This window comes from Desulfonatronum zhilinae (genome assembly GCF_900182865.1).
In the GTDB taxonomy this organism is placed as follows: domain Bacteria; phylum Desulfobacterota; class Desulfovibrionia; order Desulfovibrionales; family Desulfonatronaceae; genus Desulfonatronum; species Desulfonatronum lacustre.
The window spans coordinates 57,986-81,526 of record NZ_FXUJ01000001.1 but is presented as its reverse complement, the minus strand read 5'-3'; the positions used below and the strand labels follow the sequence as shown (position 1 = coordinate 81,526).

Annotated in this window: 22 protein-coding genes and 1 pseudogene; 13 read left to right on the top strand and 10 right to left on the bottom strand. The window is 60.3% G+C overall.

Features of this window, described 5'->3' with window-relative positions; translation table 11 throughout:
- Positions 1-161 precede the first annotated feature (161 nt).
- The 10 genes and pseudogenes from AC559A_RS00390 to AC559A_RS00345 all read left to right on the top strand — a co-directional run bounded on the left by AC559A_RS00390 (position 162) and on the right by AC559A_RS00345 (position 9,224).
- Positions 162-2,402 (top strand): DUF1156 domain-containing protein, encoded by a 2,241-nt coding sequence (locus tag AC559A_RS00390; RefSeq protein ID WP_498815501.1) that lies wholly within the window; start codon positions 162-164, stop codon positions 2,400-2,402.
- Positions 2,383-2,775, top strand: coding sequence for a hypothetical protein (locus AC559A_RS00385; protein WP_498815499.1), 393 nt, complete (start codon positions 2,383-2,385; stop codon positions 2,773-2,775). The genes AC559A_RS00390 and AC559A_RS00385 overlap by 20 nt, the downstream gene beginning before the upstream one ends.
- On the top strand, positions 2,742-3,413 hold the full coding sequence (locus AC559A_RS00380; RefSeq protein ID WP_498815497.1) for a hypothetical protein: 672 nt from the start codon (positions 2,742-2,744) through the stop codon (positions 3,411-3,413). Before AC559A_RS00385 ends, AC559A_RS00380 begins: the two co-directional genes overlap by 34 nt.
- A 79-nt stretch (positions 3,414-3,492) precedes the next feature.
- The gene (locus tag AC559A_RS00375) at positions 3,493-4,155 is read left to right on the top strand and encodes a hypothetical protein (RefSeq protein ID WP_498815495.1); all 663 of its coding nucleotides are present in this window, start codon (positions 3,493-3,495) and stop codon (positions 4,153-4,155) included.
- Positions 4,156-4,171: 16 nt separating this feature from the next.
- On the top strand, positions 4,172-5,056 hold the full coding sequence (locus tag AC559A_RS00370) for a hypothetical protein (RefSeq protein ID WP_498815493.1): 885 nt from the start codon (positions 4,172-4,174) through the stop codon (positions 5,054-5,056).
- Positions 5,057-5,198: 142 nt separating this feature from the next.
- A pseudogene (locus tag AC559A_RS00365) lies at positions 5,199-5,401 on the top strand (chloramphenicol acetyltransferase); the annotation flags it as partial.
- Positions 5,402-5,552: 151 nt separating this feature from the next.
- A complete protein-coding gene (locus AC559A_RS00360) occupies positions 5,553-6,449 on the top strand; it encodes an alpha/beta fold hydrolase (RefSeq protein WP_498815492.1) in 897 nt (298 codons plus the stop codon).
- Between the two features lie 68 nt (positions 6,450-6,517).
- Positions 6,518-7,204, top strand: coding sequence for a Vat family streptogramin A O-acetyltransferase (locus AC559A_RS00355; RefSeq protein WP_498815490.1), 687 nt, complete (start codon positions 6,518-6,520; stop codon positions 7,202-7,204).
- A gap of 134 nt (positions 7,205-7,338) precedes the next feature.
- Positions 7,339-8,559 (top strand): PAS domain S-box protein, encoded by a 1,221-nt coding sequence (locus AC559A_RS00350; RefSeq protein WP_498815488.1) that lies wholly within the window; start codon positions 7,339-7,341, stop codon positions 8,557-8,559.
- A gap of 107 nt (positions 8,560-8,666) precedes the next feature.
- Positions 8,667-9,224, top strand: coding sequence for a hypothetical protein (locus AC559A_RS00345; protein WP_051434694.1), 558 nt, complete (start codon positions 8,667-8,669; stop codon positions 9,222-9,224).
- A 163-nt stretch (positions 9,225-9,387) separates the two neighbouring features.
- On the opposite strand, the gene selB is transcribed toward AC559A_RS00345, so the two are convergent.
- From selB to AC559A_RS00305, 8 genes are all read right to left on the bottom strand, one after another.
- Positions 9,388-11,289: a selenocysteine-specific translation elongation factor gene (selB, locus tag AC559A_RS00340; protein ID WP_498815486.1), complete on the bottom strand. Its 1,902-nt coding sequence runs from the start codon at positions 11,287-11,289 to the stop codon at positions 9,388-9,390.
- Positions 11,290-11,336: 47 nt separating this feature from the next.
- Complete coding sequence (locus tag AC559A_RS00335; protein WP_028572912.1) at positions 11,337-11,801, bottom strand: metallophosphoesterase family protein; 465 nt, start codon at positions 11,799-11,801, stop codon at positions 11,337-11,339.
- A 2-nt stretch (positions 11,802-11,803) separates the two neighbouring features.
- The gene (locus tag AC559A_RS00330) at positions 11,804-12,610 is read right to left on the bottom strand and encodes a glutaminyl-peptide cyclotransferase (RefSeq protein ID WP_051434693.1); all 807 of its coding nucleotides are present in this window, start codon (positions 12,608-12,610) and stop codon (positions 11,804-11,806) included.
- Positions 12,611-12,631: 21 nt separating this feature from the next.
- Positions 12,632-13,036, bottom strand: coding sequence for a JDVT-CTERM system glutamic-type intramembrane protease MrtJ (gene mrtJ / locus AC559A_RS00325; protein ID WP_156932970.1), 405 nt, complete (start codon positions 13,034-13,036; stop codon positions 12,632-12,634).
- Entirely contained in the window at positions 13,024-13,914 is an 891-nt protein-coding gene (locus AC559A_RS00320; RefSeq protein ID WP_051434691.1) for a hypothetical protein, read from the bottom strand. The genes mrtJ and AC559A_RS00320 overlap by 13 nt, the downstream gene beginning before the upstream one ends.
- Positions 13,915-13,938: 24 nt before the next feature.
- Positions 13,939-14,346 carry a secondary thiamine-phosphate synthase enzyme YjbQ gene (locus AC559A_RS00315; protein ID WP_498815483.1) on the bottom strand — a complete coding sequence of 136 codons (408 nt, stop codon included), beginning with the start codon at positions 14,344-14,346 and terminating at the stop codon, positions 13,939-13,941.
- A gap of 192 nt (positions 14,347-14,538) precedes the next feature.
- Positions 14,539-15,015 carry a FeS-binding protein gene (locus AC559A_RS00310; RefSeq protein WP_498815481.1) on the bottom strand — a complete coding sequence of 159 codons (477 nt, stop codon included), beginning with the start codon at positions 15,013-15,015 and terminating at the stop codon, positions 14,539-14,541.
- Positions 15,008-16,024, bottom strand: coding sequence for a 4Fe-4S dicluster domain-containing protein (locus AC559A_RS00305; protein ID WP_498815480.1), 1,017 nt, complete (start codon positions 16,022-16,024; stop codon positions 15,008-15,010). Before AC559A_RS00305 ends, AC559A_RS00310 begins: the two co-directional genes overlap by 8 nt.
- A 431-nt stretch (positions 16,025-16,455) precedes the next feature.
- Between AC559A_RS00305 and glnH the strand changes: the two genes are divergently transcribed.
- The 3 genes from glnH to glnQ all read left to right on the top strand — a co-directional run bounded on the left by glnH (position 16,456) and on the right by glnQ (position 18,725).
- Positions 16,456-17,211 carry a glutamine ABC transporter substrate-binding protein GlnH gene (gene glnH / locus AC559A_RS00300; protein WP_498815478.1) on the top strand — a complete coding sequence of 252 codons (756 nt, stop codon included), beginning with the start codon at positions 16,456-16,458 and terminating at the stop codon, positions 17,209-17,211.
- Between the two features lie 132 nt (positions 17,212-17,343).
- On the top strand, positions 17,344-18,000 hold the full coding sequence (gene glnP / locus AC559A_RS00295; RefSeq protein WP_028572908.1) for a glutamine ABC transporter permease GlnP: 657 nt from the start codon (positions 17,344-17,346) through the stop codon (positions 17,998-18,000).
- Positions 18,001-18,002: 2 nt separating this feature from the next.
- Positions 18,003-18,725, top strand: coding sequence for a glutamine ABC transporter ATP-binding protein GlnQ (gene glnQ / locus AC559A_RS00290; RefSeq protein WP_498816043.1), 723 nt, complete (start codon positions 18,003-18,005; stop codon positions 18,723-18,725).
- A gap of 405 nt (positions 18,726-19,130) precedes the next feature.
- Here glnQ and AC559A_RS00285 read toward each other — a convergent pair whose 3' ends face one another.
- Together AC559A_RS00285 and AC559A_RS00280 are read right to left on the bottom strand one after the other, a co-directional pair.
- A complete protein-coding gene (locus AC559A_RS00285; RefSeq protein ID WP_498815476.1) occupies positions 19,131-22,268 on the bottom strand; it encodes an efflux RND transporter permease subunit in 3,138 nt (1,045 codons plus the stop codon).
- Complete coding sequence (locus AC559A_RS00280) at positions 22,268-23,491, bottom strand: efflux RND transporter periplasmic adaptor subunit (RefSeq protein ID WP_498815475.1); 1,224 nt, start codon at positions 23,489-23,491, stop codon at positions 22,268-22,270. Before AC559A_RS00280 ends, AC559A_RS00285 begins: the two co-directional genes overlap by 1 nt.
- Positions 23,492-23,541 lie beyond the last annotated feature (50 nt).

Below are 23,541 nucleotides of genomic sequence, written 5' to 3'. Positions count from 1 at the left end.
CCGCTGAAGGAATGGGATTCGGAAAGTGATTTGTGTCTCGAACGCGACGACTCCCCAACCCGGGACGTGAGACGGTGAGCTGGCTGCCGGCCTCCTGGGTCCTTTCCGGTTTGGATCAGGCCTGGCCAAATTACTCAGCTTGGAATAAGCACTTATGAACCATGCATCACTCCCTCCCCCGTCTTCAGATGGGTATTGAAAAAAACTTCGACATCCCGTTCATCGCGAACCTGGCTCTGCGCGAGAAGCAGATTCAGCAGAACTACAGGCCGATCATCGCGGTCCACAAATGGTTCGCCCGCAGGCCGGGCACGCTGTTTCGCGGTCTGTTGCTGGCCGAGTTCCAGGGCAAGCCGCTGCCCGAAGCGTTTTATGAATCGAACAGCTTGTCCGGGCGCACAGTGGCCGATCCATTCATGGGCGGGGGCACCCCGCTCATCGAGGCCAACAGGACGGGATGCGACGTGGTCGGTTTCGACATCAATCCCATGGCTTACTGGATCGTAAAGCAGGAGATCGAACACCTTGATCCTGCCGCATACATGCACGGCGCCCAGGCCTTGCGCGAGCATCTGGAAAAGGAGATCGGCCACCTTCACCGAACCCGATGCCTGCTCTGCGGAACCGATCAAGCCCAAGTCAAATATTTTCTGTGGGTGAAGACCACCACCTGCCGGGAATGCTCAAATCCCATTGATTTATTCCCCGGCTGGCTCCTGGCCGCGGATTCCAGGCACCCCAAAAACGTCATGATCTGCCGCTGCTGCGGACAATTGACGGAAACGGACGATCGCAAAGCCCCCGGCGACTGCACCCACTGCAAAGCCCCCTTGATGCTGGACGGCCCCGCCAAACGTGGTCGCTGCCCCTGCCCGACGTGTCACGCCGTCAATGCGTTTCCCGACAAGAACCGGGGGGCGCCGCGACATCGTCTTTTCGCCCTGGAATACCATTGCCCCGCCTGCAAGCCGGGCCGTTCCGGCAGGTTTTTCAAGGTTCCGGACCAGCGGGACCTTGCCAACGTGCGCGAAGCCGAGGAACGGCTGGCCGGGATGGAGACGCGGTTTGTCCCAGAGGATGCGATCCCTACGGGCGATGAGACAAACCGGCTGCATCGCTGGGGCTATACGTCCTACCGGGAAATGTTCAACGCCAGGCAACTGCTCGGTCTGGAACTTTCGGCCCGGATCGTCGCGGAGAACCCGGACGGGCGCGTGCGCAACGCCCTGGCCACCAATCTTTCCGACCTGCTGCGCTACCAGAATATGCTTTGCCGTTACGACACCACCGCCTTGAAGTCCCTGGACATCTTCTCGGTGCACGGTTTTCCGGTGGGACTCGTGCAGTGCGAATCCAACCTGCTGGGCATTGTCGATCCGAACAGGAACGTCTGCGTGGGTAGCGGGGGCTGGGCCAACATCATCGAGAAGTATCGCAAGGCCAAGGCCTACTGCGTCAACCCGTTCGAGATCAGGCCGCTCAAGGCAGGGAAGGAAATCGTTCCCATCCGCGAAGAATGGATCGGCGACACGCCCAACGGCAGACCGGGAGCTGAGAAGCGCGGCGTTGTCCTGCACTGCGCGGATGCGGCCCGGGCCGAAATGCAGCCGCGCTCACTGGACGCTGTCCTGACCGATCCGCCGTACTTTGGAAACGTGCAGTACGCGGAATTGATGGATTTTTGCTATGTGTGGCTGCGCCGCCTGATCCGGACCGAATCCGAGGCCTTTGCCGCGCTTTCGACCCGCAACCCCGAGGAACTGACGGGCAACGAGGACATGGGCCGGGGGATCGACCATTTCGCCCAAGGCTTGTCCGAGGTCTTTCAAAAAATGGCCACGGCCCTCAAGCCAGGAGCCCCGCTCGCTTTCACCTACCACCACAACGATCTCGGCGCGTACTGCCCCCTGGCCGTGGCCATCCTGGACGCCGGCCTGACCTGCTCGGCCTCCCTGCCGTGTCCGGCTGAAATGGGGGCTTCCATCCACATCAACGGTACCGGTTCCTCGATCATCGACACGGTTTTCGTATGCCGCTCCACCGGCTCCGTGCCCCGAAAATGGATCGTCGATTCCATGGACCAGGTTGCGGATCTGGTCCGCGAGGACATGGCCCAACTGCGCCGGGGAAACGTCAAGCCGACTCCGGGCGACGTTCGTTGCGTGGCCTACGGGCACCTCATTCGTCTGGCGGTCTGGAACCTGCGTGAAGCCTGGGACAAGACTCTCGAGATTGATCGCCGCCTGGCCGCGGTGACCTTGTGGCTGCGCGATTTCGGCGCCTGGAACGGCATTGAACTCGGCCGGATACAGACCAACGACCCCACGCAAACCGCACCCCTGTTCGCGATGCACGAGCCCACCGCCGGATTTGGAGACGCTGATGCCGAAATATCCTTTTGAGGTTGCTTTCGTCGAACTGTTGCAACACGCCGATTCTTATGTCGATGCCGTCTTCTCCTGTCTGGAGTCGGAATTTCTGGTCATGCCCAAGGGCGTTGGGTTCGTGGAGTATCCCGTTTTTGAACACGGATATGAGGCACTCAAGGCCGCTACCACGGGCTTTTCACTCTTCGATCCGCATAAGGTGTTGGCCCTGGCCATGACCGAGCCTATGGTCATCGTAATTCTTCGCGCCATGCTCGGCCTCACCCCTCCGGAATGGGCGTATCTGGCGACCCAGCGAACCGGCATCGCCGTTTCCCAAGGTTTTGTCAGGAGTCTGGACCGCAAGATCCGAATGTGCCCGTCACCTCGCTTCGCACCAATGGCGTGACCAGGGAAAGAGTGGAGGCTTTAATCAAGACGGCCTGCCTGATGCTGGCCGAAGGCGCACCGCGGGTTCAAGACGATCAATTGCATCGATTGAACAAAGCGGACACCAGAGCCGGAATCGACAGCATGAAGAGCATGGCGGACATGGGAGCGCCCTATGCCATGCTGCTGTACGAACGTTTTTTGGGCAGGCCTTTCGCGGGGCATCGCGACTCGGTCAGCGAACTGATCGGCGACAGTCTGGAGACGGCCATAGAAGATGTCTTGACCAAGGCGGGGATCAGCTTTCGCAAGACCAAGCGAGCCGAGCGAATCGAAGGGTTCGACCAGACACCGGATTTCATCGTGCCCAGCGAGTTCAATCCCCAGGTGATCATTGAGGCGAAAATCACCGAGGACGACGGCACGGCCAGGGACAAGGTCACCCGGATTCAGCACCTCGGGGCCTTGAGTCTCGCGGGAAGAACGCCGGACAACCCGAAATACGAGGTCATCGCCTGCATCGGAGGACGAGGCTTCGGCGTGCGCCGCGAGGACATGAAAAAGATGATCCTGGCCACCCGAGGCAAGGTCTTTACCCTCAAAACCCTGGATCAGCTTGTCGCGAATACGCGGTTGGCCGGGTTTCAGAGCAGGTGACGTGTGCCTACAGTTATTGCAAACGGTGTAGTACGGAAGGATGGATACATTATCATATTTTACTTATAAAGAGGATGTTGTGGATAGTGATAAGCAGTCGCTTGGTAGACAGATGATGAGGACCATTGTCGGAGATCGACTTGTAGATATTATATCTGATGTAGCAGAAGTATCTGCAGATAGCATGCTTTCTGATGGTATTATTAAAGAATTGCCTATATTTGGAACCTTAGTAAATCTGAAACGTGCTGGATTAGCAATACGTGACGAAATATTTATACAGAAACTGATTAGATTTCTTCAAGGAATTGGTCAAATATCAGATAAAGAAAGAAAGTATTTGTTGGAAAAATATCCAGATGATTCGATCGACCAACAATATCTTGGCGAAAATTTATTATTGACTTTAGATCGTTTAGACAACATGGTAAAGCCTGTAATTTTAGCAAAATTCTTTTCTGCATATATTAAATCAGAGATTGACTATACGCTGTTTAGTCGTTTATCCAAGGCTCTGGAGGTGTTCAATATTTCTCTATTGCCGGCTCTTAAAAAATACTATTTTTCTGAAATGCTATCAAATCTTAAAATTGAACTACATGAAGAAATAATCCACGAAATGAGTCTTTCTGGCCTGATCACCATATCACTAAGGGATTCTGGAACCATAGCTGGAAATGCGATGTACGTACAGACAAGGCTTGGCAGAGAATTTCTGCGTATTGGATTTGATATCACATAAAACGATCACTATCAGCATGAGCAAGGTCATCCCGCTCTTTCCGGAACGCAACTCACAATGCAGTGAGTCAAGTGGTTATGATCGTGATCTTTCCGTGTCGTCGGGCTTGAAACAAGTCGGCCCGCTTTTCCAACGCTACATCGGCATCGACTACTCCGGCGCTGAGACGCCGGAAGCCAGCCTCAAGGGCCTGCGGGTGTATATGGCCTCCCACGGCAATCCGCCGTGGGAGGTTCTGCCGCCTCCCAGCCCTCGAAAATACTGGACCCGGCACGGGTTAGCGCAGTGGTTGGCGGAACTCTTTGCCGGGAACAGCCAAGCGCTGGTGGGCATTGACCACGGCTTTTCTTTTCCGCTCAACTATTTTCAGATCCATCGTATTCCCCTGGACTGGCCCTCCTTTCTGGATGATTTCCAGGCCCATTGGCCCACTGATGAAACCTACGTGTACGTTAATTTCGTCCGCGATGGGAGCGTGGGCAACGGCGCGGCCCGACTGGGAAGTCCCAAGTGGCGGCGTTTGACCGAAGAGCGGGCCGGATCGGCCAAGTCGGTCTTCCACTTCGACGTGCCCGGCTCGGTGGCCAAGTCCACTCATGCCGGTCTGCCCTGGTTGCGGTATTTGCGGCACAGCATTGGCGAAAAGGTGCATTTCTGGCCGTTTGACGGCTGGGACGCGCCTCCCGGTCGTTCGGTCATCGCGGAGGTTTATCCCGCCTTGTGGAGCCGAGGCTTTCCCAAGGAGGGACGCACCGCGGACCAGCATGACGCCTACAGCATCGCGGCCTGGATGCGCCAAACTGATTTGGACGGCAGGCTTCGCGACTTCTTCAGTCCGGATCTTTCTCTCAGAGAGCGCGAAATTGCCGGAATCGAGGGCTGGATACTGGGAACCCGCTGACTGTTTGATTTTCAGGGCAAAGCCCGAAAGCGGATGGGTTTATCCTGGAACTGCCGATGATTCTACCGTACGAGAGCACGGGGTTTGCTTGGGAGACAGAGATGCTGGAGTGCCAAATAAAGCGGAGACAAGAGGAAATACCGTGAACGGCCCAAGTCCATCAACCAAACACCAATGGAAGGATTTCCGCGGGTCTGCTTCATCAAGAACACGGTAACGAATCGAACGTCGTCATCGGGGGACTACACGTATTACGACGATTCGGAGGACTTCGAGCGCAACGTGCTCAATCATTTCCCGTTTATGGGCGACCGGGAGGTCATCGCGGAACTCGAGGCCATCGCTTGGTGGGACTGGCCCGTAGAGCAGATCTCCCAACATCTGGACGTTATTGCTTCGGCTGACATCGAAGCGCTTCGCGCGTGTCGTCGCGACTGAATCCAAGAACTTGACCAATGCGGACACGAAACACCCTATCATTCACAAAGAGGACATAATGAAGATCAAGAATTTGCTGTTTGGTGCCGTTTTATCCTGCTTTCTGCTTTCCATGCTGAACGCCCAGGTACTGGCGGATTCGGTTTGGCCGAGCATGGTTGGATCAGCCGATGGGGTGCCGATCTCCTATGAGGTGCATGGGACCGGCGAACCGACTCTGGTGTTCGTGCATGGCTGGAGTTGCGATGGGCGTTACTGGCGGATGCAGGTCCCGCACTTCTCGAAAAATCATCGGGTCGTGGTGATCGACCTGGCGGGACATGGGCATTCCGGGCTGGGACGCGAGGACTACGCCATGGACGCTTTTGGCGAGGATGTCCAGGCCGTGGTCGAGGAAGTGGGGGCCGAGCAGGTGATCCTGATCGGGCATTCCATGGGCGGGCCTGTAAGCGTGGCGGCAGCTCGGCTGATGCCGGGCAGGGTGATCGGGGCCATTGGGGTGGATACCTTTCATGACGTCTCCCACCCGATGACGCGGGAGGAATTCGATTCCTGGATGGGATTGCTCCAGCCCGACTTCCCCGCCGGGGCGGCCCAATTCGTGCGGCAGATGTTCATCGAGAAGACGGATCCTGTCCTGCGCGACTGGGTGGTGGCGGACATATCGGCCGCGCCGCCGAAAGTGGCTCTCAGCGCCATGGAACACATGCTTTCGGACGTGGTCAGCGGCGTCGCGCTTTCCGCCTTCGACGGGTTGGAGTTGCCCATCGTGGCGATCAACGCGGACCTCTGGCCGACCAACGTGGAGGCCAACCGTCACCATATCCATTCCTTCGATGTAGTGATCATTGAAGGGACCGACCACTTTTTGCACATGGCCGAGCCTGAAGCGTTCAACCGGAAGCTGGAAGGCGTGATCGCGGGCATGGTTGAGACGAGGAAGGGAGCGGAGTAGCCTAGGCAGCTGGCCCCAGGGAGCATTCCGGAACTGGAAAACGCTCAACCACAACAAGGAAAAACACCGTGAACGGGCCACATCCATCAACAAAACATCCAATGGAAGGATTTCCGCGGGTCTGCTTCATCAAGAACACGGTGACGAATCCGAACATCGTCGTCGGGGACTACACGTATTACGATGATCCGGACGATTCGGAGAACTTCGAGCGCAACGTGCTCTATCATTTCCCGTTCATGGGCGACCGACTGGTCATAGGGAAGTTCTGCGCCTTGGCCAGCGGCGTGAAGTTCATCATGAACGGGGCGAACCACAAGCTTTCGGGGTTCTCCACGTATCCCTTCCAAATTTTCGGCAACGGCTGGGACACGGGCCCGGACCGGGACGACCAGCCGTACAAAGGCGATACGGTGGTTGGGAACGATGTTTGGATCGGATACGACAGTCTGGTCATGCCGGGAGTACAGATCGGCAACGGCGCGATCATCGCCGCGCGCTCCGTGGTTGCTTCCGACGTTCCCGCCTACACGGTCGTTGGAGGAAATCCGGCAAGGCAGATCAGGCGGCGCTTTTCTCCCGAGGTCGTCGCGGAACTCGAAGCCATCGCCTGGTGGGACTGGCCCGTTGAGCAGATCACGAAGCATCTGACCATCATTGTTTCGGCGGACATCGAAGCACTCCGCGCCTGTCGCGATGACCGGCTCCCAGTCCTTGAAGACACTGGACACGCCACGTTTAATGATCTCGGCTAATTGAGTGACTTGCATCTGAAGGAGCAACCGCCATCGCCCCCAAAAACTCAGTCCATCGCCGCCCTCGCAACCTCTCCGCCGTTGTCCGCGCGTTCAGCGACCGAGTATTGTTCGCGGACGCCGCTGGCGGAGTTTTGAGTGTTGGTCAGGGCGGAGTGGAGGACTCGTCGCGTGAAAGTGCCGGCGGAACGTTCTGGGATATTCTCAAGCTACCGGTTCGGAGTCTGGAGCAGGCCTTGGAGCGATTCCCGCCCGGACGGGTGCACGAGGTTCATGCGCCGGGCGGGAAGGGTACCTTTGCGTTGCGGATTATTGCTTTGCCCGGTTGTCCGTCACCCCTCGAATCACAGCCTCGACCCGACATCCATGCCGGGCCCTCCGCGGAGTCCGGCCCGCCCCCTCGCCCTGCTTCCGCGTCCACTCGCCCCGCCTACGTGATCATCGCCACGGACAATCGACCCATCGTCCAGTTACGGGAAATATACAAAGAACGGATCGGGGAGAACATTCAGGCTTTGGAGAACTCGATCCATCTGTTCGGGGCCATGTTCGACGGGGTTCAGGACGCCATGCTGCTTTTGGCTCAGGACCGGGTCGTCCACGCCGCCAATCCCCGGGCCGCGAAATTGCTGGACCCGCGGGGCGACGGGCTTGTCGGGCGTTCGGTGACGACGCTGTTCCAGGTCGAGGACCGGGAAGTGATCGCTGAAAAGTTGGCCCGCATCAAGGACGGGGGACGATGGACGTCTCGTAGGACGTGTCTGCGCCCGGATGGCGACACCCTTCCGGTGGAGGTGGCTCTCTGGCGGATCGATTTGCAGGGCTTCACTCTCTATCACATGGTATTGCGCGACCTGACCGCCCAGGCCCTGCTGGAAAAGGGCCTTCGCCGCAAGCGGGCCGAAGTGGAGGGCATGAGCCTGGCTCTGCGCAACGTGGTCCGCTCCACGGAAAAGGAGAAGGAACAAGTCCGGGAGGCCATGCTCCGGGAGGTCCGGGCCGCGATACTGCCGGCCGTGGAGCGGATGGCCAGGGAGGAATCCCCGGAGCTGCGCAGCGCCCTCAAGGTGATGATCGAGGAACGCATCACCGCCTTTTCCGAGTCCGGTTCCGCCGACGGCCTGAACGCCCAAACCGACGCATCGGCGAATCTCCTGCTCAAGCTCACTCCCCGGGAAATCGAAGTTTGCCGACTGATCCGCATGGGCGCGGGCACCCAGCAGGTGGCCGAGCTGTTGAACACCTCCTTTGACACCATCCAGACCCACCGCAAAAATATCCGCCGCAAGCTGGCCCTCAAGGGGCGCAGGGTTTCTCTTTCCTCCTTCCTCCAACAGCATAACTTTTTTGAATAATAGTGATTCTTCGACGTTGGAGGTCAATTCCACATCCAACGTCGAAGATTACGAAGGAGAGGGCGCAGTTGCGCGTAAGTCAGCAAGAAAAACAAGGAGAACGTAACGTGGAGAACAACACCGACCAACACGATACCGGCGGCCCTCAAGGCCATGTCCAGTGGCTGTGCGGCTTCGCCCTGGAGCGCGAGGACATCAAGTGGCTGGTGCAGGGGCTGCCTCAAGAGGGTGGCGTGGACCCGAATACGGCGGAGTATGAGTTGCAATTGCTCAAGATCGTGAGCATCGGCTGGGGCATCTCCTACTTCTTGCAGGAGGACCCGCTTAAGGATGAAATTCTGGAGCCGTATTGGCAAGCCGTCCGGGAGTTCGCCGAAAACCTCTCCCAGACCACGTCCCTGCTCATCGGCAAGGACATCGAGTATTTTGAGGCGATCAAGGCCCGCTTGAACACCTACGTTCAGGCCATGACCGCGCTGACCGGAGACGCCGACCCGACCCAGGCCATCGGCCCGGCCTTTGCGCGATGCTGCGGCCGCGAGGACGATCCCTTCGCCGTGTTGGCCGGAGCCAAGCTCTTTGCCAACACCATGGCCCACACCCGGACCTATCTGGCCAAGGCGGTCAGCGAAGACGAGCGGGCCGGAGACGGGGGAGTGCAGTAGGCTTCGTTTAGCTGAGTGCTGAAAAAATGCTTTGTCGGCAGTCCGTTCAAAAACCCCAAGTGCAAGGAGCAATAAAAAATCAAGATCGAAGCGTATTTATTGATACGCGAGAGTTTGATTTTTTTGCAGCGACGCAACAATTGGGAGTTTTTCAACGGGACTGTCAGGACCGGAGCCGCCGCTTGTCCCCTACCCGTACGGTCATCTTCTCCTTGTCCAAATACTCCAACAGCGGGATGGAGAATTTGCGGGACAAGCCGGTGACGGTTCGAAAATCCGAGGGTTCCATTTCCGGGTTGTCGCGGAAAAAGCCCCTGACCATCTCCCTGATTCGCTCCAGGGCCTGGAAGGTGAAGAACATGTCCTCCTTGACCTTGACCAATTGGCCCTGTTCCTGAAGCAGGCGGAAGACCGGGGCGGCTTCCTTCATTTCCAGGTTTAGGGGGGCCAGGACGTCCTTGACGTTGGGCGGGGTCAGGCCGCCCCGGTCGTAGGCTTGCAGAATCGTCTCGCGCAGCTTGGCCTGGTCCGAGGCCAGGGATACCTTGTGGCCGGGGAGGCGGAACAGGTCGCCGTCCGCGGCCAAAGCACCCTGCTTCAGGGTCCGCTCCAGGACAAAATGGAACAGCTTAGGGTGCAGTTTCCGTCCCCAGCCCGAGGCCAGGGCTCCGCGGGAAACGCCCTGCTTCATGGGCTCCTTGCGGTGAAATTCCCCGACATGCTCCACGATGCCCGCGCCGAGTTCCTGGGCCAGCCGACCATGGACATAGGTCCGGTCTTCCCGCTCGAACAGAAAGGCCTCTTGCCTACCGCCCAAGAGTTGAAGCTGCTTCTCCAGTTCCTTGGTTTCCAGGCAGGTCACGGCCCGCAGTTGGCCGAACGTCAGTCCGGACAATCCGGCCAGTTCGAGCTGGAGCAGGATGCGTTGATCTCCCTGAGCCCCGGCCAGTTCTCCCAGCCGACCAACGGTCGCCGAATGGCGCTTGACCTTGCGGCCCAGGGGATTGACCAGCTTGCCGCCAGCCACGGTGCGTAGCGGCGAGAACGAGCGCAGTACGCAGCGGTCCCCGTACATCCCGACCATGGGCTCCTCGAACCGGACCTGGGTCATGGCCGTCTCGCCCGGATCCAGCTTGTCTCGGTCCAAAAAGTAGATCCGAGCCAGGATTTCCCGGGTGCCGTGGTGAAAGTGGATCTGAGTGCGGTGTTTCAGGGCCTTTGGCGTGGAAGGCAGGCAGGTCAGCTCCAGGTCCCAGGTGGTGCTGGGAAACAGAGTGCCGGGATGAGTCAGGACCATGCCCCGCTCCAGGTCTTCCACCTCCAGGCCGTGCAGGTTCACCGCCGTGCGCTGGCCCACCTCGGCCCGTTCCGGGGAGTCGCCATGGACTTGCAGGCCGCGGGCCTTGCTTTTCAGGCCCCTGGGCGCGATCTCCAGGTCGTCGCCCACTTTGAGGGTCCCGGAAATCAAGGTCCCCGTGGCCACGGTGCCGTGACCGCGCATGGTGAATATCCGGTCCACGGGCAGCCGGAACACGTCCGAGCGGGGCTCCCGGTGAAACTCTCCGGCCAGCCCCGCGATTTCCAGCCGCAGATCGTCCAGCCCGATCCCCTTGTGCGCGGAAACCGGCATCAACGGGGCCTCGGCCAAAAACGTGGGTTCCAAAAAAGCGCGCACGTCCTCCTGGACCAATTCCAGCCATTCTTCCTCCACCATGTCCACCTTGGTCAGGGCCACCAATCCGCGTCGGATGCCCAGCAGCGTGCAGATTTCCAGGTGTTCCCGGGTCTGAGGCATCACGCCTTCGTCCGCGGCGATCACCAGCAACACGAAGTCGATCCCCGCGGCCCCGGCCACCATGTTCTTCACGAACCGCTCGTGACCGGGCATGTCCACCACGCCCAGACGGACATCGCCGGGCAGATCCAGAAACGCAAAGCCCAGTTCGATGGTAATGCCGCGCTTCTTCTCCTCCTGCAGTCGGTCGCAGTCGATACCGGTCAGAGCCTTGACCAGACTGGTCTTGCCGTGATCGATGTGGCCCGCGGTGCCCATGATGATCGCCATGCGGATTTTTCCTCCGTAAAAACTCGGTTGGTTGACGTGTCGCCCCGTTACTCCGGCAACGTGATCAGTTCCGGATGCATGGCGTCATCCTTGACACGGATGACGGCCATGGAAACCGGCAAGGTGAAGCGCTTCGGCCCGATGCTGCCCGGATTGAGATAGAGCACGTCGTCCTTGTAGGTGATGTCCGGGGTGTGAGTATGGCCGTGGATGACGGCGTCCACGCCCGCGGCCCTGGGGTCCAGGTCCAGTTCGTACAGGTCGTGGAGCACGTAAAAGCGCTTTCCGGCGAATTCCACCGCCTCGGTTTTGGGCATCGGGCTGCCCGAAGCGGGCCGGTCCATGTTGCCCCGGACGAACACGGTGCGCTGGACGCCCTGCAGGGCGGCGATGATCTCCGGGCCGCAGACATCTCCGGCATGGAGGATCAGGTCGCAGCCTTGCAGTGCGGCCAGGGCGCTGGGGCGCAGCAGGCCGTGGGTGTCCGATATCACGCCGACGAGTCGACTCATTTTCAACTCCTTGGAACGACTTCGATTTCAAACAACACCGGCCACAGCTTGCCGGTCACGAATATCCGCCCTTGCTCCGAGTCGTAGGCGATCCCGTTGGGCACGGCTTCCGAAGATCTCCGCCGCGGCCCGAGGATTCCGTTCAGATCGACCCGGGCCACCACATGCCCGTCGTCTGGATCGATGCGGACCATCTCGTCCGTGGGAAAAATCTTGGCCCAGATCTCGCCCTCGATGTATTCCAACTCGTTCAGGCCGCGCTGGGGCCGACCCTGGTCATGGACCGCGATCCGTCCGGTTTCCTGGAAGGTGTACGGGTCCAGGCGGCGCAAGATATGGGTGCCGTCACTGAGGATCAGCCCCTGGTCGTCCTGGGTCAGCCCCCAGCCCTCTCCGGGGTAGGTGAAGGTCTCCAACTGGTCGAAGGTATCCAGATCGTAGACGAAGCCGGTACCGGACTTCCAGGTGACCTGAATCAGCCGGTCGTCCCAGAGGGCCAGGCCTTCGCCAAAGTACTGCGGCGCAAGGTTCCGCTTGCGCAGCACGCGCCCGGTGGTCAATTCGGCCTTGCGCAGCGAGGAAGTGCCCCAGCCTCCGGTGCTTTCGTAGAGATGCCCGTCATAAAACAGCAGCCCCTGGGTGGAGGCCGCGGGGTCGTGGGGGTAGGTGTTGATCACCCGAAAGGTTTTTTGGCGAGGGATGGGAAATTCAGGCTGGGCAAGCAGCCGGGAGGGGAACAGCTTCAGGGCCCCCATGCCCGTCAGCGTGGCGATGCCGGCGGCCAGGGCTAAAAACCGTCGTCTGTGCATGGTATTCGAGGTCGCGGGGCGTTAAAATCGGTGGAAAAAGAAAAGGTTATAGCCGAAATGCACCAGGACGCAGGGCAGGATGCGTCCGTGTCTGTCCCAGATCCATCCAAAAATCAGGGAGGGAAAAAACACGGCCGCGGCCCAGAGCGGAGGCTGGGCGAACAGGTGCGCCGCGGCGAAACAGATCGAGGCGACAAGATTGGCCAGGGTCAGCGGCCCCCAGCTCCGTAAATAAAAAGAACGCCCGCGAAGCCACTTTTGCAGCAGTCCCCGGAATACCACTTCCTCGGCCAGGGCCATCACCCCCAGCCTCCATAGGGCCACGGCAACCGCGGGTTCGGGTAGAAGCCATGCCGCGGGTGCCAGGGCCAGGACGGCGTAGAACCAGGGGTCCCGAAACCATGCTTTCCGTTCTACAGCTTGCACGGATAGCCACAAACCCACAGACTCGCGCCGCACAATTCGCGGAACAACCGCAAGCTGACCGAACCGAACTGCCAATCGGCCATCATCCCCCGTCCGGCTCCGGCTCGCCCCACGGCCACGGCGGCGTAACGCCCCCGCTCCGCTTCTTCGAGAATTCCTTGAGCATGGTCCGCCGCGGTTAGCACCTTTGTTGAGATCCGTGACTCGGCAACGGCGTTGGCCCGCAGCATGCGCACGGCATTGTCCAGAATCAACGCCTCGTCCCGATGGTCCCGCCGATTCGGGTCGGCCAGGTAGGCCACGCAAATGGCATGGCGCGGCTCCGGGGCGCACATCATGCCCACATGGTCAGCGGCGCACAGGCCGGGCTTGGAGCCGTCCACGCAGAGCAAGACGCCGGATCGGGTCAGATCCGGCTCCCGACATATCCAAAAGGGAAAGTCCAGGTTTTGGTCGAAAACGGTTTCCTTGAACGCGGTATTCAGATGCTCTTCCAGGCGACGAATGCCCCGGCAGCCGAGAACCACGGCGTCATAACGGTGGTGATCCGCCACTTCGGCGATGTCGGAAATGCGGAGAAACGGCTTGCCGGATGCGTCCGGGCACGTTTTTGCTACCGAGAAGCCCTTTTCCTCCAGCACGGCCACGGCCCAGTGCAGGGCGTCCGGCGAGGAAAGCCGGTCCGGGTCGTCCCCGGCCAGATCGGTCTGGGGCGTCAGGACAAGATCGATCAGCAAATCCTCGGCAGGTTGAAAAAAATTGCTCACGAAACGTGCTCCGTGGAGCAGGGCCGGATCCTCGCTGACGCAGATCAGCAACTTGCGAAGGAACAGGTTGGGATCGGGCATGGTTTCCAGAAGAACCTCCGTGGTGGGCACGATGACAACCCCGTAAAACGCCGGTCAGGCCGACCCCGGCGAAGGGAACCACTTCAGCCAGATTTTGCGGGAACGCGGACCGTCGAATTCCGCCAGAAAGACACCCTGCCAGAGGCCCAGCAGCAACCGCCCCTCCTCAACCAGAACGCGCAAGTCCGAGCCGAGCAGCGATGCCTTGACGTGGGCGTCGCTGTTGCCCTCGGAGTGCTGGTAGTCGCCCTGATGCGGGACCAGACGCCGCAAGGTCGTTAAAATGTCCCGAGGCACGGTGGGATCGGCGTTCTCGTTGATGGTCAGCCCGGCTGTGGTATGCGGACAAAACAGCACAAGCATGCCGTCCAGAAACTCATGGTTGCGGACGACGTCCTGCACCTGGGCCGTGACGTCCACCAGGGCTTCGCGTTGCGGGGTCTGGATGGTCAGTTCCTGCATGCGCTCCCTCCGTTGTCGCTCAGGGGATTCTCGGTCGCCGGAGTGATCGCTCCGGCATGGCCGGAGTCCGAAAAAACAGGGCCAAGACTGACAGAAAACCGGGGAACAAACAAGAGAGACGAAGCGTTGGGGCAGAGAGGAAAAACAGGAAGAAGGGGGGCGCGAAACAGCGTTTCGCGCCCGAGAAAGTCGTTACTCAGGGAAACGGGGAGCCATGTATGCGGAATTTCCGCTGATTCGCGCCAGCAGGGCCAGAACCCCGAACAGCAGGGCCGCTGCCAGGTGGGACCAGCCGATGAACATCACGGCTTCCGGGGAAAAGGACCACTCAGGCAGGTTCTTGAGTACCCGGAAAAAGCCCGATCCGATCAGGGCTGCGACGGCCGCGATGCGCAACCGGCCCCAAAGGGTGATCCGGCATGTCCGGGAAAGAACCCGGAGATGGATTACGGCCCAATAGGCGACCAGGGCCAGAAAAATCCCGGCGGCAACGTAATGCAGGACATGCTGGACGAAAAAGTCCGCGGTCCAGGCTAGGCCGGGAATATCCGCGATATAGTATCGCTTGAAAAGCGGCATCTGGCCCAACCCGGAAACGGCCAGCACGAACACGCTGACCGCGAAGAGCCGGGTCTGCCAGGGGGAGATGAGAGGTTTCGGGCTATTCATGGCCGGACTCCTTTTGGGTCATGGCCCGTGCGCCGGTCAGCAGCCCGGCGGCGATGCCCGCCAGGGGCGCCGCGATCAGGGCCCAGGTCAGGTTCTCCGCCTTGGCCATCACGTCCTGGACCGGCTCCAGATGCGGTCGGCCCGGACCGGTCTGCATCGCACCGTTCAGCACGTCAAACGGAACCGGGGAAACATAAAAGGTGTTCGTCCCGCCGTTCTCTTCGGCCCCGTACACGTACCCATCCATGTCCTTGGCCAGCTTGCGGGCCAGATCCAGCATTTCGGATCGCGGGCCGATGTGCTGGATGCGCATGGGACAGATTTCGATGCACGCCGGTTCTTCGCCCTGGGCTACACGGTCGTAGCAGCGGTCGCATTTGTACATCACCCCGTTCCCGGCGAATCTGGGCATCAGGTCCAGATACAGACCCACCCCGGTTTGGCGCTGCGGGATCGCCCACGGACAGACGTCGCGACACTTGCCCCCGCCCAGACAGATTTTTTCGTTGATCCGCACGATGCCGTCGGATTGGCGCAGGGCCGCGCCCCACGGGCAGAGATTGGCGCAGGGCGGGTTTTGGCAGTGCAGGCACCGCCTTGGGATGTGCAGCTCAAAAGGCTTGCCGTTCCACTCTCCGGCGGCGGTTTGGATGTACAGCCAGTTATACGGGGTCAGCCGGTCGTCCGTGAACCGCCGATCCGTCCAGTCCTCGGCCTGCACCCGCTTGGGGAACATCTCCGGAAAGGGCTTCTCCGGCTTGGGATGCTTGAACCCGTTAACCTCCCGGCAGGCCTCCACGCAGGCCCCGCAATTGATGCACTGGCTGATGTCCAGAACCGTGGCCAGTTCTTCGGGGTGCTGGTCGGATCGCTGGGCAGCCTCGCCAGGATTCGTTTTCAGGGGCAAAACCGCGGCCGCGCCGGCCACCCCCGCGGCTTTCAGGAAATTTCGTCTGGAAAGGGTTGCGGATCGCGGCACAGCACCATCACCATCGTCGCCATTGTGCATAAGACCTCCCGGTCGCTCTCCTCTTCCGCGGCGGGCCGTTGAAAACTCGTCAGCCACGTTGCTCAATGCGCCGTCAAGTTTCGGTGAGCAGTCCGCGGAATCGGACATTGTTTAACAGCACAAATTTAGCATGAATCATGCCACAAAAACATTGTCTTCCATCCGGCTTAAAAAATGGTCTTTTTTAACTGCCTGTCAGGAGAAAGAGTTTTTTCTTTTCGCGATATCTACACGTGATTAATCACACATCGACAGCGGCGCGGGTCAATGCGCCGTCCGCGACGTTTTGACCACTTCACATTACGGCCCGAATTGCCGATCAGACATGGAATAAAATTGACACTCCTTGTTTTTATTGGATAGGTCTCCAGTATTGTATACGCCCGACAGGCGAGTTGTTGAACTTGTAAAAACTTTAACCGGAGGTGTTTATGAAAAAATTGATTGGATGCGTCGTGGTCGCGCTGTTGCTGACTCTCGGTCTTCTTTCAGGCCCGGCGGCGGCAAAAAAGCTTGTTGTGGCCGTGGATACGGCCTTTGTTCCCTTTGAGTTTCGTGACCCAAAAACAGGCGAGTACACTGGATTCGACATCGACCTCTGGGCCGCCATCGCCGAGGAGCTCGGCGTGGAGTACGAACTACAGCCCATGGATTTTGCGGGTATCGTCCCGGCCCTGCAAACCGGAAGCATTGACGCGGCGTTGGCCGGAATCACCATCACTTCCGCACGAGAAAAAGTCGTGGATTTTTCCCATCCCTACTACGACAGCGGCCTGACCCTGATGGTCCGTTCGGACAATGAGGAGATCAAGGGTCCGGAGGACGTGGCCGGAAAACGGATCGCGGTGCGCACGGGAACCACCAGCGACAACCACGCCCCCTCGCTGAATCCGTCGGAAATCATCAAGTTTCCCAACATCGAACAAGCCTACATGGAATTACGCACCGGTCGCGTGGACGTGGCCATGCACGACACGCCCAACGTGCTGTACTATATCACCACCGCTGGTGAAGGCGCGGTCAAGGCCGTGGGCCCTCGGATGCAGGCCCAGTCCTACGGTATCGGCTTTCCCCTGGGCAGCGAGCTGCGCAACGACGTCAACGTCGCCTTTCTGGAATTGGTGGAAAACGGACGCTATGCGGAAATCTACCGCAAATGGTTCGGCCAGGACCCCAGTCCCCGTTAATCCGTCCTCGCGCCGCGTTGGAGCGCTGTCCAATCTCTGGACCGCGCTCCAACGCGGAGACCTCCGGTTGGTGTTTCGCCACCGAGGTCTTTTTCACGCCTGCCGACACCTTTAACCATCAGGATACATCCAATGGAATTTCAATACGACGTGGTCCTCAACTCCATGCCCCAACTGATGAAGGGCGTGAAGCTGACCATCGAAATCACGTTCTACGGTTTGATCGGGGGGACTCTGCTCGGGATTCTTACCGGGTTGTTCCAGGCCTACAAGGTTCCGGTGCTGAACTGGATTGCCTTTACCTACGTGGCCTTCATTCGCGGAACACCCATCGTGGTCCAGGCCATGTTCGTCTATTTCGCCTTGCCCCTGGCCCTGGGAATCCGCATGAACGCCTTGAACGCGGCGATCATGGTGCTCTCCGTCAATGCCGGAGCCTATATCGCGGAGATCGTCCGCGGGGCCGTGCTCTCCATCAACAAGGGCTTGGTGGACGCCGGTCTTGCATTGGGCCTGTCCAGGCTGCAAGTCATCATGTCCGTGGTCGGTCCACTGGCCTTCCGGCGGATGATTCCTCCATTGGGCAACCAGTTCATCATCAGCCTCAAGGATACCTCTTTGTTCATCGTCATCGGCGTGGGCGAGCTGACCCGGCAGGGGCAGGAGATCATGGCTTCCACCTTTCGGGCCTTGGAAGTATGGACCGCGGTGGCCATCCTGTACATGGTTATGACGACAACCCTGGCGCTGTCCCTGCGTCTGCTGGAACGAAGGATGAAAATCCTATGAGCATGGTCGAGTGCCGGAAGGTCTGTAAAAATTTTGGCAAGGTAACGGTATTGCGGGACATCGACCTGAACATTGATCAAGGCGAGGTGGTTGTGGTCATCGGCCCCTCGGGCTCGGGCAAGTCAACTTTGCTGCGCTGCATCAACGTGTTGGAGAAGATCACCTCCGGAGAGCTGCTGGTGGACGGCAAAAGCGTCACGGATTCCAAAACCGATGTCCGACTGATCCGGCTGGAGGCGGGCATGGTCTTTCAGCAGTTCAACCTTTTTCCTCAGATGACGGCCATGGAAAACGTGGCCTTCGGACCGCGCAAGGTGCGCGGCTTATCTCGCGCCGAAGCTCGGGAACTGGCCGCCGAATTGTTGCGCAAAGTGGGCCTGGAGGAACGTGGGAACCACTATCCGTCACAGCTTTCGGGCGGACAGCAGCAACGCGTGGCCATTGCCCGCGCCTTGGCGGTGAAGCCCAAGCTGATGCTTTTCGACGAGCCCACCTCAGCTTTGGATCCGGAATTGAAAGGTGAGGTGCTCGCCGTGATGCGCTCTCTGGCCGAGGAAGGCATGACCATGGTCATCGTTTCCCACGAAATGAATTTCGCCGTCAACGTGGGCACCCGGCTCATCTTCATGGACGAAGGCCGGATCATCCACGACGGACCGCCCAAAAATCTCTACGAAAACCCTCCCTCGGAACGATTGCGGGATTTTTTGCGTCATATTCAGTAAATCCCAATTCTCCGGCACAGCCGAATCGCGACGAGGATGTCGGACCTGGAAGAGGCAAGTCCATCGAAACAAAAAATGGTTGTAATACCATTTCTAATTCAAAGCTTCTCTTTCGGTATCGGTATCGGGATCGAATTAGAATTATTGGCGAACAAACAGTATCTATCCCGATACCGATACCGATACCGATACCGACGCCGACCCCGATAACTGCATTTTCTCAAGCGAAAAACGCATTGCCGAAGTAGAATTGGTATAACTACTCGCACTCTTCCGAGTAAAAGCAGCATGGATACCGCCTTTGCGAGTATAACTGACTCGGAAACGCATTGAAAAACACGTCATTCCCGCGAAAGGCCAGCTGGCCAGTAACTGTTCGAAACAGGCCGGTCATTCATCCGCGCATCAAGAGCACTCCTTCTCCGGATGGAGCATCTTCCGGTTGTGGAACCAAAACGAGGAGTCGTCCATCAGTTTGTAGAACACCGGGACAAAGAGCAAGGCCAGGGAGCTGGCCAGGATCATGCCGCCCACCACCACGGTGCCGATCTCCTGACGGCTGTTGGCGCCCGCGCCGGTGGCGAAGACCAGGGGCAGGGAGCCGATGATGAAGGTCAGGGCGGTCATCATGATCGCCCGGAAGCGCTGTCGGGCCGCGGCCAGGGCCGCATCGAAGGCGCACAGGCCTTCGCGTTCCCGGTTCTGGGCCGCAAACTCCACAATCAGGATGGCGTTTTTGGCCGCCAGTCCGATGAGCACCAACAGGCCGATCTGGAAGTAGATGTCGTTGGGAAAGCCGCGCCACAGGCCGGACAGGGCCGCGCCAAGCACGCCGAAGGGCACGGCCGAGGCCACGGCGAAAGGCAGGGACCAGCGTTCATACTGGGCGGCCAGGATCAAAAAGACCATCAAGAGGCCCAGCCCGAAGGCCAGAGCTCCGGCCCCGGCTGCGGCGTCCAACTGGTAGGCCTCCCCCACCCAGCCGATCCGCGTGGCCTGGTCCAGCACGTCCAGGGCCGTCTCTTCGATGGCCTCCTTGGCTTGGCCCGTGGTGAAGCCCGGGGCCGGATCGGCGAAAAATTTGGCCGCCGCGTTGCCGTTGAAGCGGTTGATGACGTCCGGGCCCGGCTGGCGCTCCAGGGTGACCAGGGCGCTCAGGGGCAGCATTTGGCCGTGCTCCGAGCGTACGAAGACCCGGTTCAGGTCTTCGGGCCGGCTCCGAAATTCGCCCTCGGACTGCATGTTCACCTGCCAGTTGCGTCCGGCCAGGGTGAAGTCATTGACGTACAGGGCGCCGAAGGTGCTCTGCATGGCCTCGAATATCTGGTTGATGGGCACGCCCGCGGCCCGGGCCTTTTCCCGGTCCACCTCGGCGTGGTAGCGGGGGATGGTGGTGTCCAGGGTGACCCGGGCGTTGGTCACTTCAGGACGGGCGTTGATCGCCGCGATGAAGCGTCCGGCCCGGGTTTCGACCTCCCGGGGCGAGGAGCCGTCGCGGACCTCCAGGTAGCCTTGTACGCCTCCGGTCAGGGACAGCCCCTGGATGGGCGGCGGGGTGAAGGCAAGCACGTTGGCTTCCGGGACGCTCATGCCCATGCCCATGATCCGTCCGGCCAGGGACATGGCGTCCTGACCGGGGGCTCGGCGGTCCTTCCAGTCGGTCAGGTTGGCGAAGCCCAGTCCGGCGTTGGTGCGCAAGGCTCCGTCAAAGATGTCGAACCCGGCCACGGTGGTAAAGTCCTGAATCTCGTCCAGGCCGGTGAGCATGCCCGTGATGGTCTCCCGCGCGGCCTCGGTGCGCGGCAGGGCCGACCCCTGGGGTAGTTGAAAGACGACCATGGCCACGCCCTGGTCTTCCTGGGGGACCAGGCCCGAGGGCAGGCGCGTGACCGCGTACACCGTCCCGGCGGTCACGGCCAGGAAGAGCAGCATGCTGATCACGGCGTGGCGCAGCATCTTCTCCACGATCCAGGCAAAGGCGGCGGTGAGCTTGTCGAACAAATAGTTGAACAGCGCAAAGGGCCCGGACGTCTTGCGGACCTTGCGGTCCAAAAGCAGAGCGCACATGGCCGGGGCCAGGGTCAGGGCCACTACGCCGGAAACCACCACGGAAACGGAGATGGTCACCGCGAACTGGCGGTAGAGTTCGCCGGTCATCCCGCCGAGAAACGCCACGGGCACGAATACCGCCACAAGAACCAGGGTCGAAGAGACCACGGCTCCGGAAACCTGCTTCATGGTCTCGATGGCTGCTTCCCGGGCCCGCAGGCCCTGTTCGCGCATCAACCGGTCCACGTTTTCCAGGACGATGATGGCGTTGTCCACCACAATGCCGATGGACAGCACGAGGCCGAACAGGGTCAGCAGATTCACGGAAAAGCCCATGGCCAGCATCCCGGCAAAGGTGCCCACCAGGGAGACTGGAATGGCCGCGGCCGGGACCAGGGTGGCCCGGAAGCGCTGCAGGAAGACGAAGGTGACCAGCACCACCAGGACCACGGCGATGACCAGGGTGATCATCACTTCGCGGATGGAGATTTCCACGAACTCGGTGGTGTCGTAGGCCACGGTATGGGCCACGCCGAGCGGGAAGCGCTGGGAAAGCGCCTCCAGGGTGTCGTGGATTCGATTGGCCGTATCCAGGGCGTTGGCCCCGGGCTGGAGATAAACCCCGATGGGCACGGCGGACTGGCCGTTGTACGTCGCGGAAAAGGCGTAACTCTGAGAGCCCAGCTCGGCCCGGGCCACGTCGCCCAGACGCAGCACGCCCCCGTCCTCGGAGGAGCGCAGGATGATCCGTTCGAACTCCTGGGCGTCGGCCAGTTGGCCTCGGGTGGTCACGGCAAAGGAAAAGGCCTGGTCCGCCGGGGAAGGCTCGGCGCCCAATTGACCGGCGGCGAACAGGGCGTTCTGCTCCCGGACGGCGGCGGCCACGTCCGACGGGGTCAGGTCGTACTGGGCCAGCTTGTCCGGGTTCAACCAGATGCGCATGGAGTAGTCCTGGGAGCCGAACAGGGAGGCCTCCCCCACGCCTGGCAGCCGGACCAACTCGTCCAGGACGTTGAGCAGGGCGTAGTTGCTGATGAACAGCGTGTCCCGGCTGTCGTCGGGCGAGTAGAGCACTGGAACCATCAAGATGTTCGTGGAACGGGCCTCCACGCGCACCCCCAGATCCCGGACCCGCTGGGGCAACCGGGAGGCGGCGGCCTGAACCCGGTTGTTCACGTTGATGGCCGCCTGGTCCGGGTCCGTGCCCATTTCAAAGGAGACCGTGATTTGCAGCATCCCGGAGTCCGTGGCGCTGGACTCCATGTAGATCATGTTGTCCACGCCGTTGATTTCCTGCTCCAGGGGAGCGGCCACGGCCGCGGCGATGACTTCGGAGCTGGCGCCCGGGTACATGGCCGCGACCACGACCTGCGGCGGAACCACGTTCGGATACTGCTCCACGGGCAGCACGCGCAGGGCGGCCCCTCCGGCCAGAATAATGATGATGGAAATGACCGAGGCGAAGATCGGTCGATCGATGAAGAAGCGAAACATCAGCGTTCCTCCGGCTCCGGATTCTCCCCGGAAATTTGGCCGTTGGTCACTTGATCGCTTACTTGATCGCTCACTTGATCACCCTCGGGAGTGTCCCCTACGGCATCGTCATGGACGGTCTCCACGACGTTCACGGGCGCGCCGTCGCGCAGGGCGACCTGACCGTTGATAACGACCCGGTCACCGTTGTTCAGTCCCTCCAGGACGATCTGTCGACCGTCGCTCACCGGCCCCAGACGGACCGGCCTGATCCCGGCCGCGTCCTCGTCGTCCAGGACAAACAGGTGCGGCGTTTCGCGGCCCTGGCCCACGGCGGCCTCGGGCACCGCGAAAACACCTTCCAAATTTTGCAGAGCGACTCGAATTCGGACGAATTGTCCGGGGATCAGCGTTTGGTCCGGATTGGGAAAAACGGCCCGCGCCGTGACCGTGCCGGTCCGGGCGTCGATCACGCTGGCGGTGAAGTCGATCTCTCCGGGGTGGGGATACTTCAGCCCTTCCGGCAGCAGCAGTTCCGCGCGCCGGGAGCGACCGCCGCCACGCATTGCGGAGTCGGTTTCCGGCAGAGCGAAGCGGACATGCACCGGGTCCTGCTGGGTGATGGTGGCCAACAGCCCGCCCCATTCGATCAGATTGCCCTCGGAGAGGTTCTCCAGGCCGGTCACTCCGGCCACCGGGGCGCGGACTTCCGTGTAGCCGAGGTTGCGCCGGGCGTCGGTTACGGCCACCTGGGCCTGGGCGAAACGGGCCTGAGCCGTTTCCAGGACGGTCAGGGCCTTGTCCCGCTCCAGCTCGCTCACCGCGGCCTCGGCGAACAGCCGGGAATACCTGTCCCACTCCCTTTGGGCATGGTTCAGGTTGGCCCGGGCGTCGGCCAGATCGGCCTCGGCCCGCCGCAGGGCGATCTCATAGCGTTCCGGATCGATGCGAAACAGCAGCTCATCCTTCTTGACCACCCTGCCTTCCTCATACAGCCGCTCGCGCAGGATTCCCTCCACCCTGGAGCGAATCTGAACCTGACGCGAACCGTGAACCCTGGCCGGATACTCCCGAACCACCTCCACGTCCCGCGCCTGCACGGTCAAAACGGTCACCGGCGGTGGGGGAGGCGCGGGCCGTCCTTGGGGCTCCGAGGAGCCGCCGCACGCCGCCAGCCCGAGGACAAACAACAAAACGACCATCATGGCCGCGCCATACCGGACAAAAAAAACATCCCTTCGCATCCCGACCCTCCATATCTTCATGCCGTTCTCTCTCTGTTTTCCATTCAACA

Excerpts from the sequence above, each read along its gene's own strand:
- AC559A_RS00315 (WP_498815483.1), bottom strand. The coding sequence starts at position 14,346 with ATGCAGGAACTGACCATCCAGACCCCGCAACGCGAAGCCCTGGTGGAC.
- AC559A_RS00370 (WP_498815493.1), top strand. The coding sequence starts at position 4,172 with ATGAGCAAGGTCATCCCGCTCTTTCCGGAACGCAACTCACAATGCAGT.
- AC559A_RS00280 (WP_498815475.1), bottom strand. The coding sequence starts at position 23,491 with ATGCGAAGGGATGTTTTTTTTGTCCGGTATGGCGCGGCCATGATGGTC.
- AC559A_RS00335 (WP_028572912.1), bottom strand. The coding sequence starts at position 11,801 with ATGAGTCGACTCGTCGGCGTGATATCGGACACCCACGGCCTGCTGCGC.
- selB (WP_498815486.1), bottom strand. The coding sequence starts at position 11,289 with ATGGCGATCATCATGGGCACCGCGGGCCACATCGATCACGGCAAGACC.
- AC559A_RS00330 (WP_051434693.1), bottom strand. The coding sequence starts at position 12,610 with ATGCACAGACGACGGTTTTTAGCCCTGGCCGCCGGCATCGCCACGCTG.
- AC559A_RS00385 (WP_498815499.1), top strand. The coding sequence starts at position 2,383 with ATGCCGAAATATCCTTTTGAGGTTGCTTTCGTCGAACTGTTGCAACAC.
- AC559A_RS00285 (WP_498815476.1), bottom strand. The coding sequence starts at position 22,268 with ATGTTTCGCTTCTTCATCGATCGACCGATCTTCGCCTCGGTCATTTCC.
- AC559A_RS00310 (WP_498815481.1), bottom strand. The coding sequence starts at position 15,015 with ATGAATAGCCCGAAACCTCTCATCTCCCCCTGGCAGACCCGGCTCTTC.
- glnP (WP_028572908.1), top strand. The coding sequence starts at position 17,344 with ATGGAATTTCAATACGACGTGGTCCTCAACTCCATGCCCCAACTGATG.
- glnQ (WP_498816043.1), top strand. The coding sequence starts at position 18,003 with ATGGTCGAGTGCCGGAAGGTCTGTAAAAATTTTGGCAAGGTAACGGTA.
- AC559A_RS00360 (WP_498815492.1), top strand. The coding sequence starts at position 5,553 with ATGAAGATCAAGAATTTGCTGTTTGGTGCCGTTTTATCCTGCTTTCTG.
- glnH (WP_498815478.1), top strand. The coding sequence starts at position 16,456 with ATGAAAAAATTGATTGGATGCGTCGTGGTCGCGCTGTTGCTGACTCTC.
- AC559A_RS00305 (WP_498815480.1), bottom strand. The coding sequence starts at position 16,024 with ATGCACAATGGCGACGATGGTGATGGTGCTGTGCCGCGATCCGCAACC.
- AC559A_RS00390 (WP_498815501.1), top strand. The coding sequence starts at position 162 with ATGCATCACTCCCTCCCCCGTCTTCAGATGGGTATTGAAAAAAACTTC.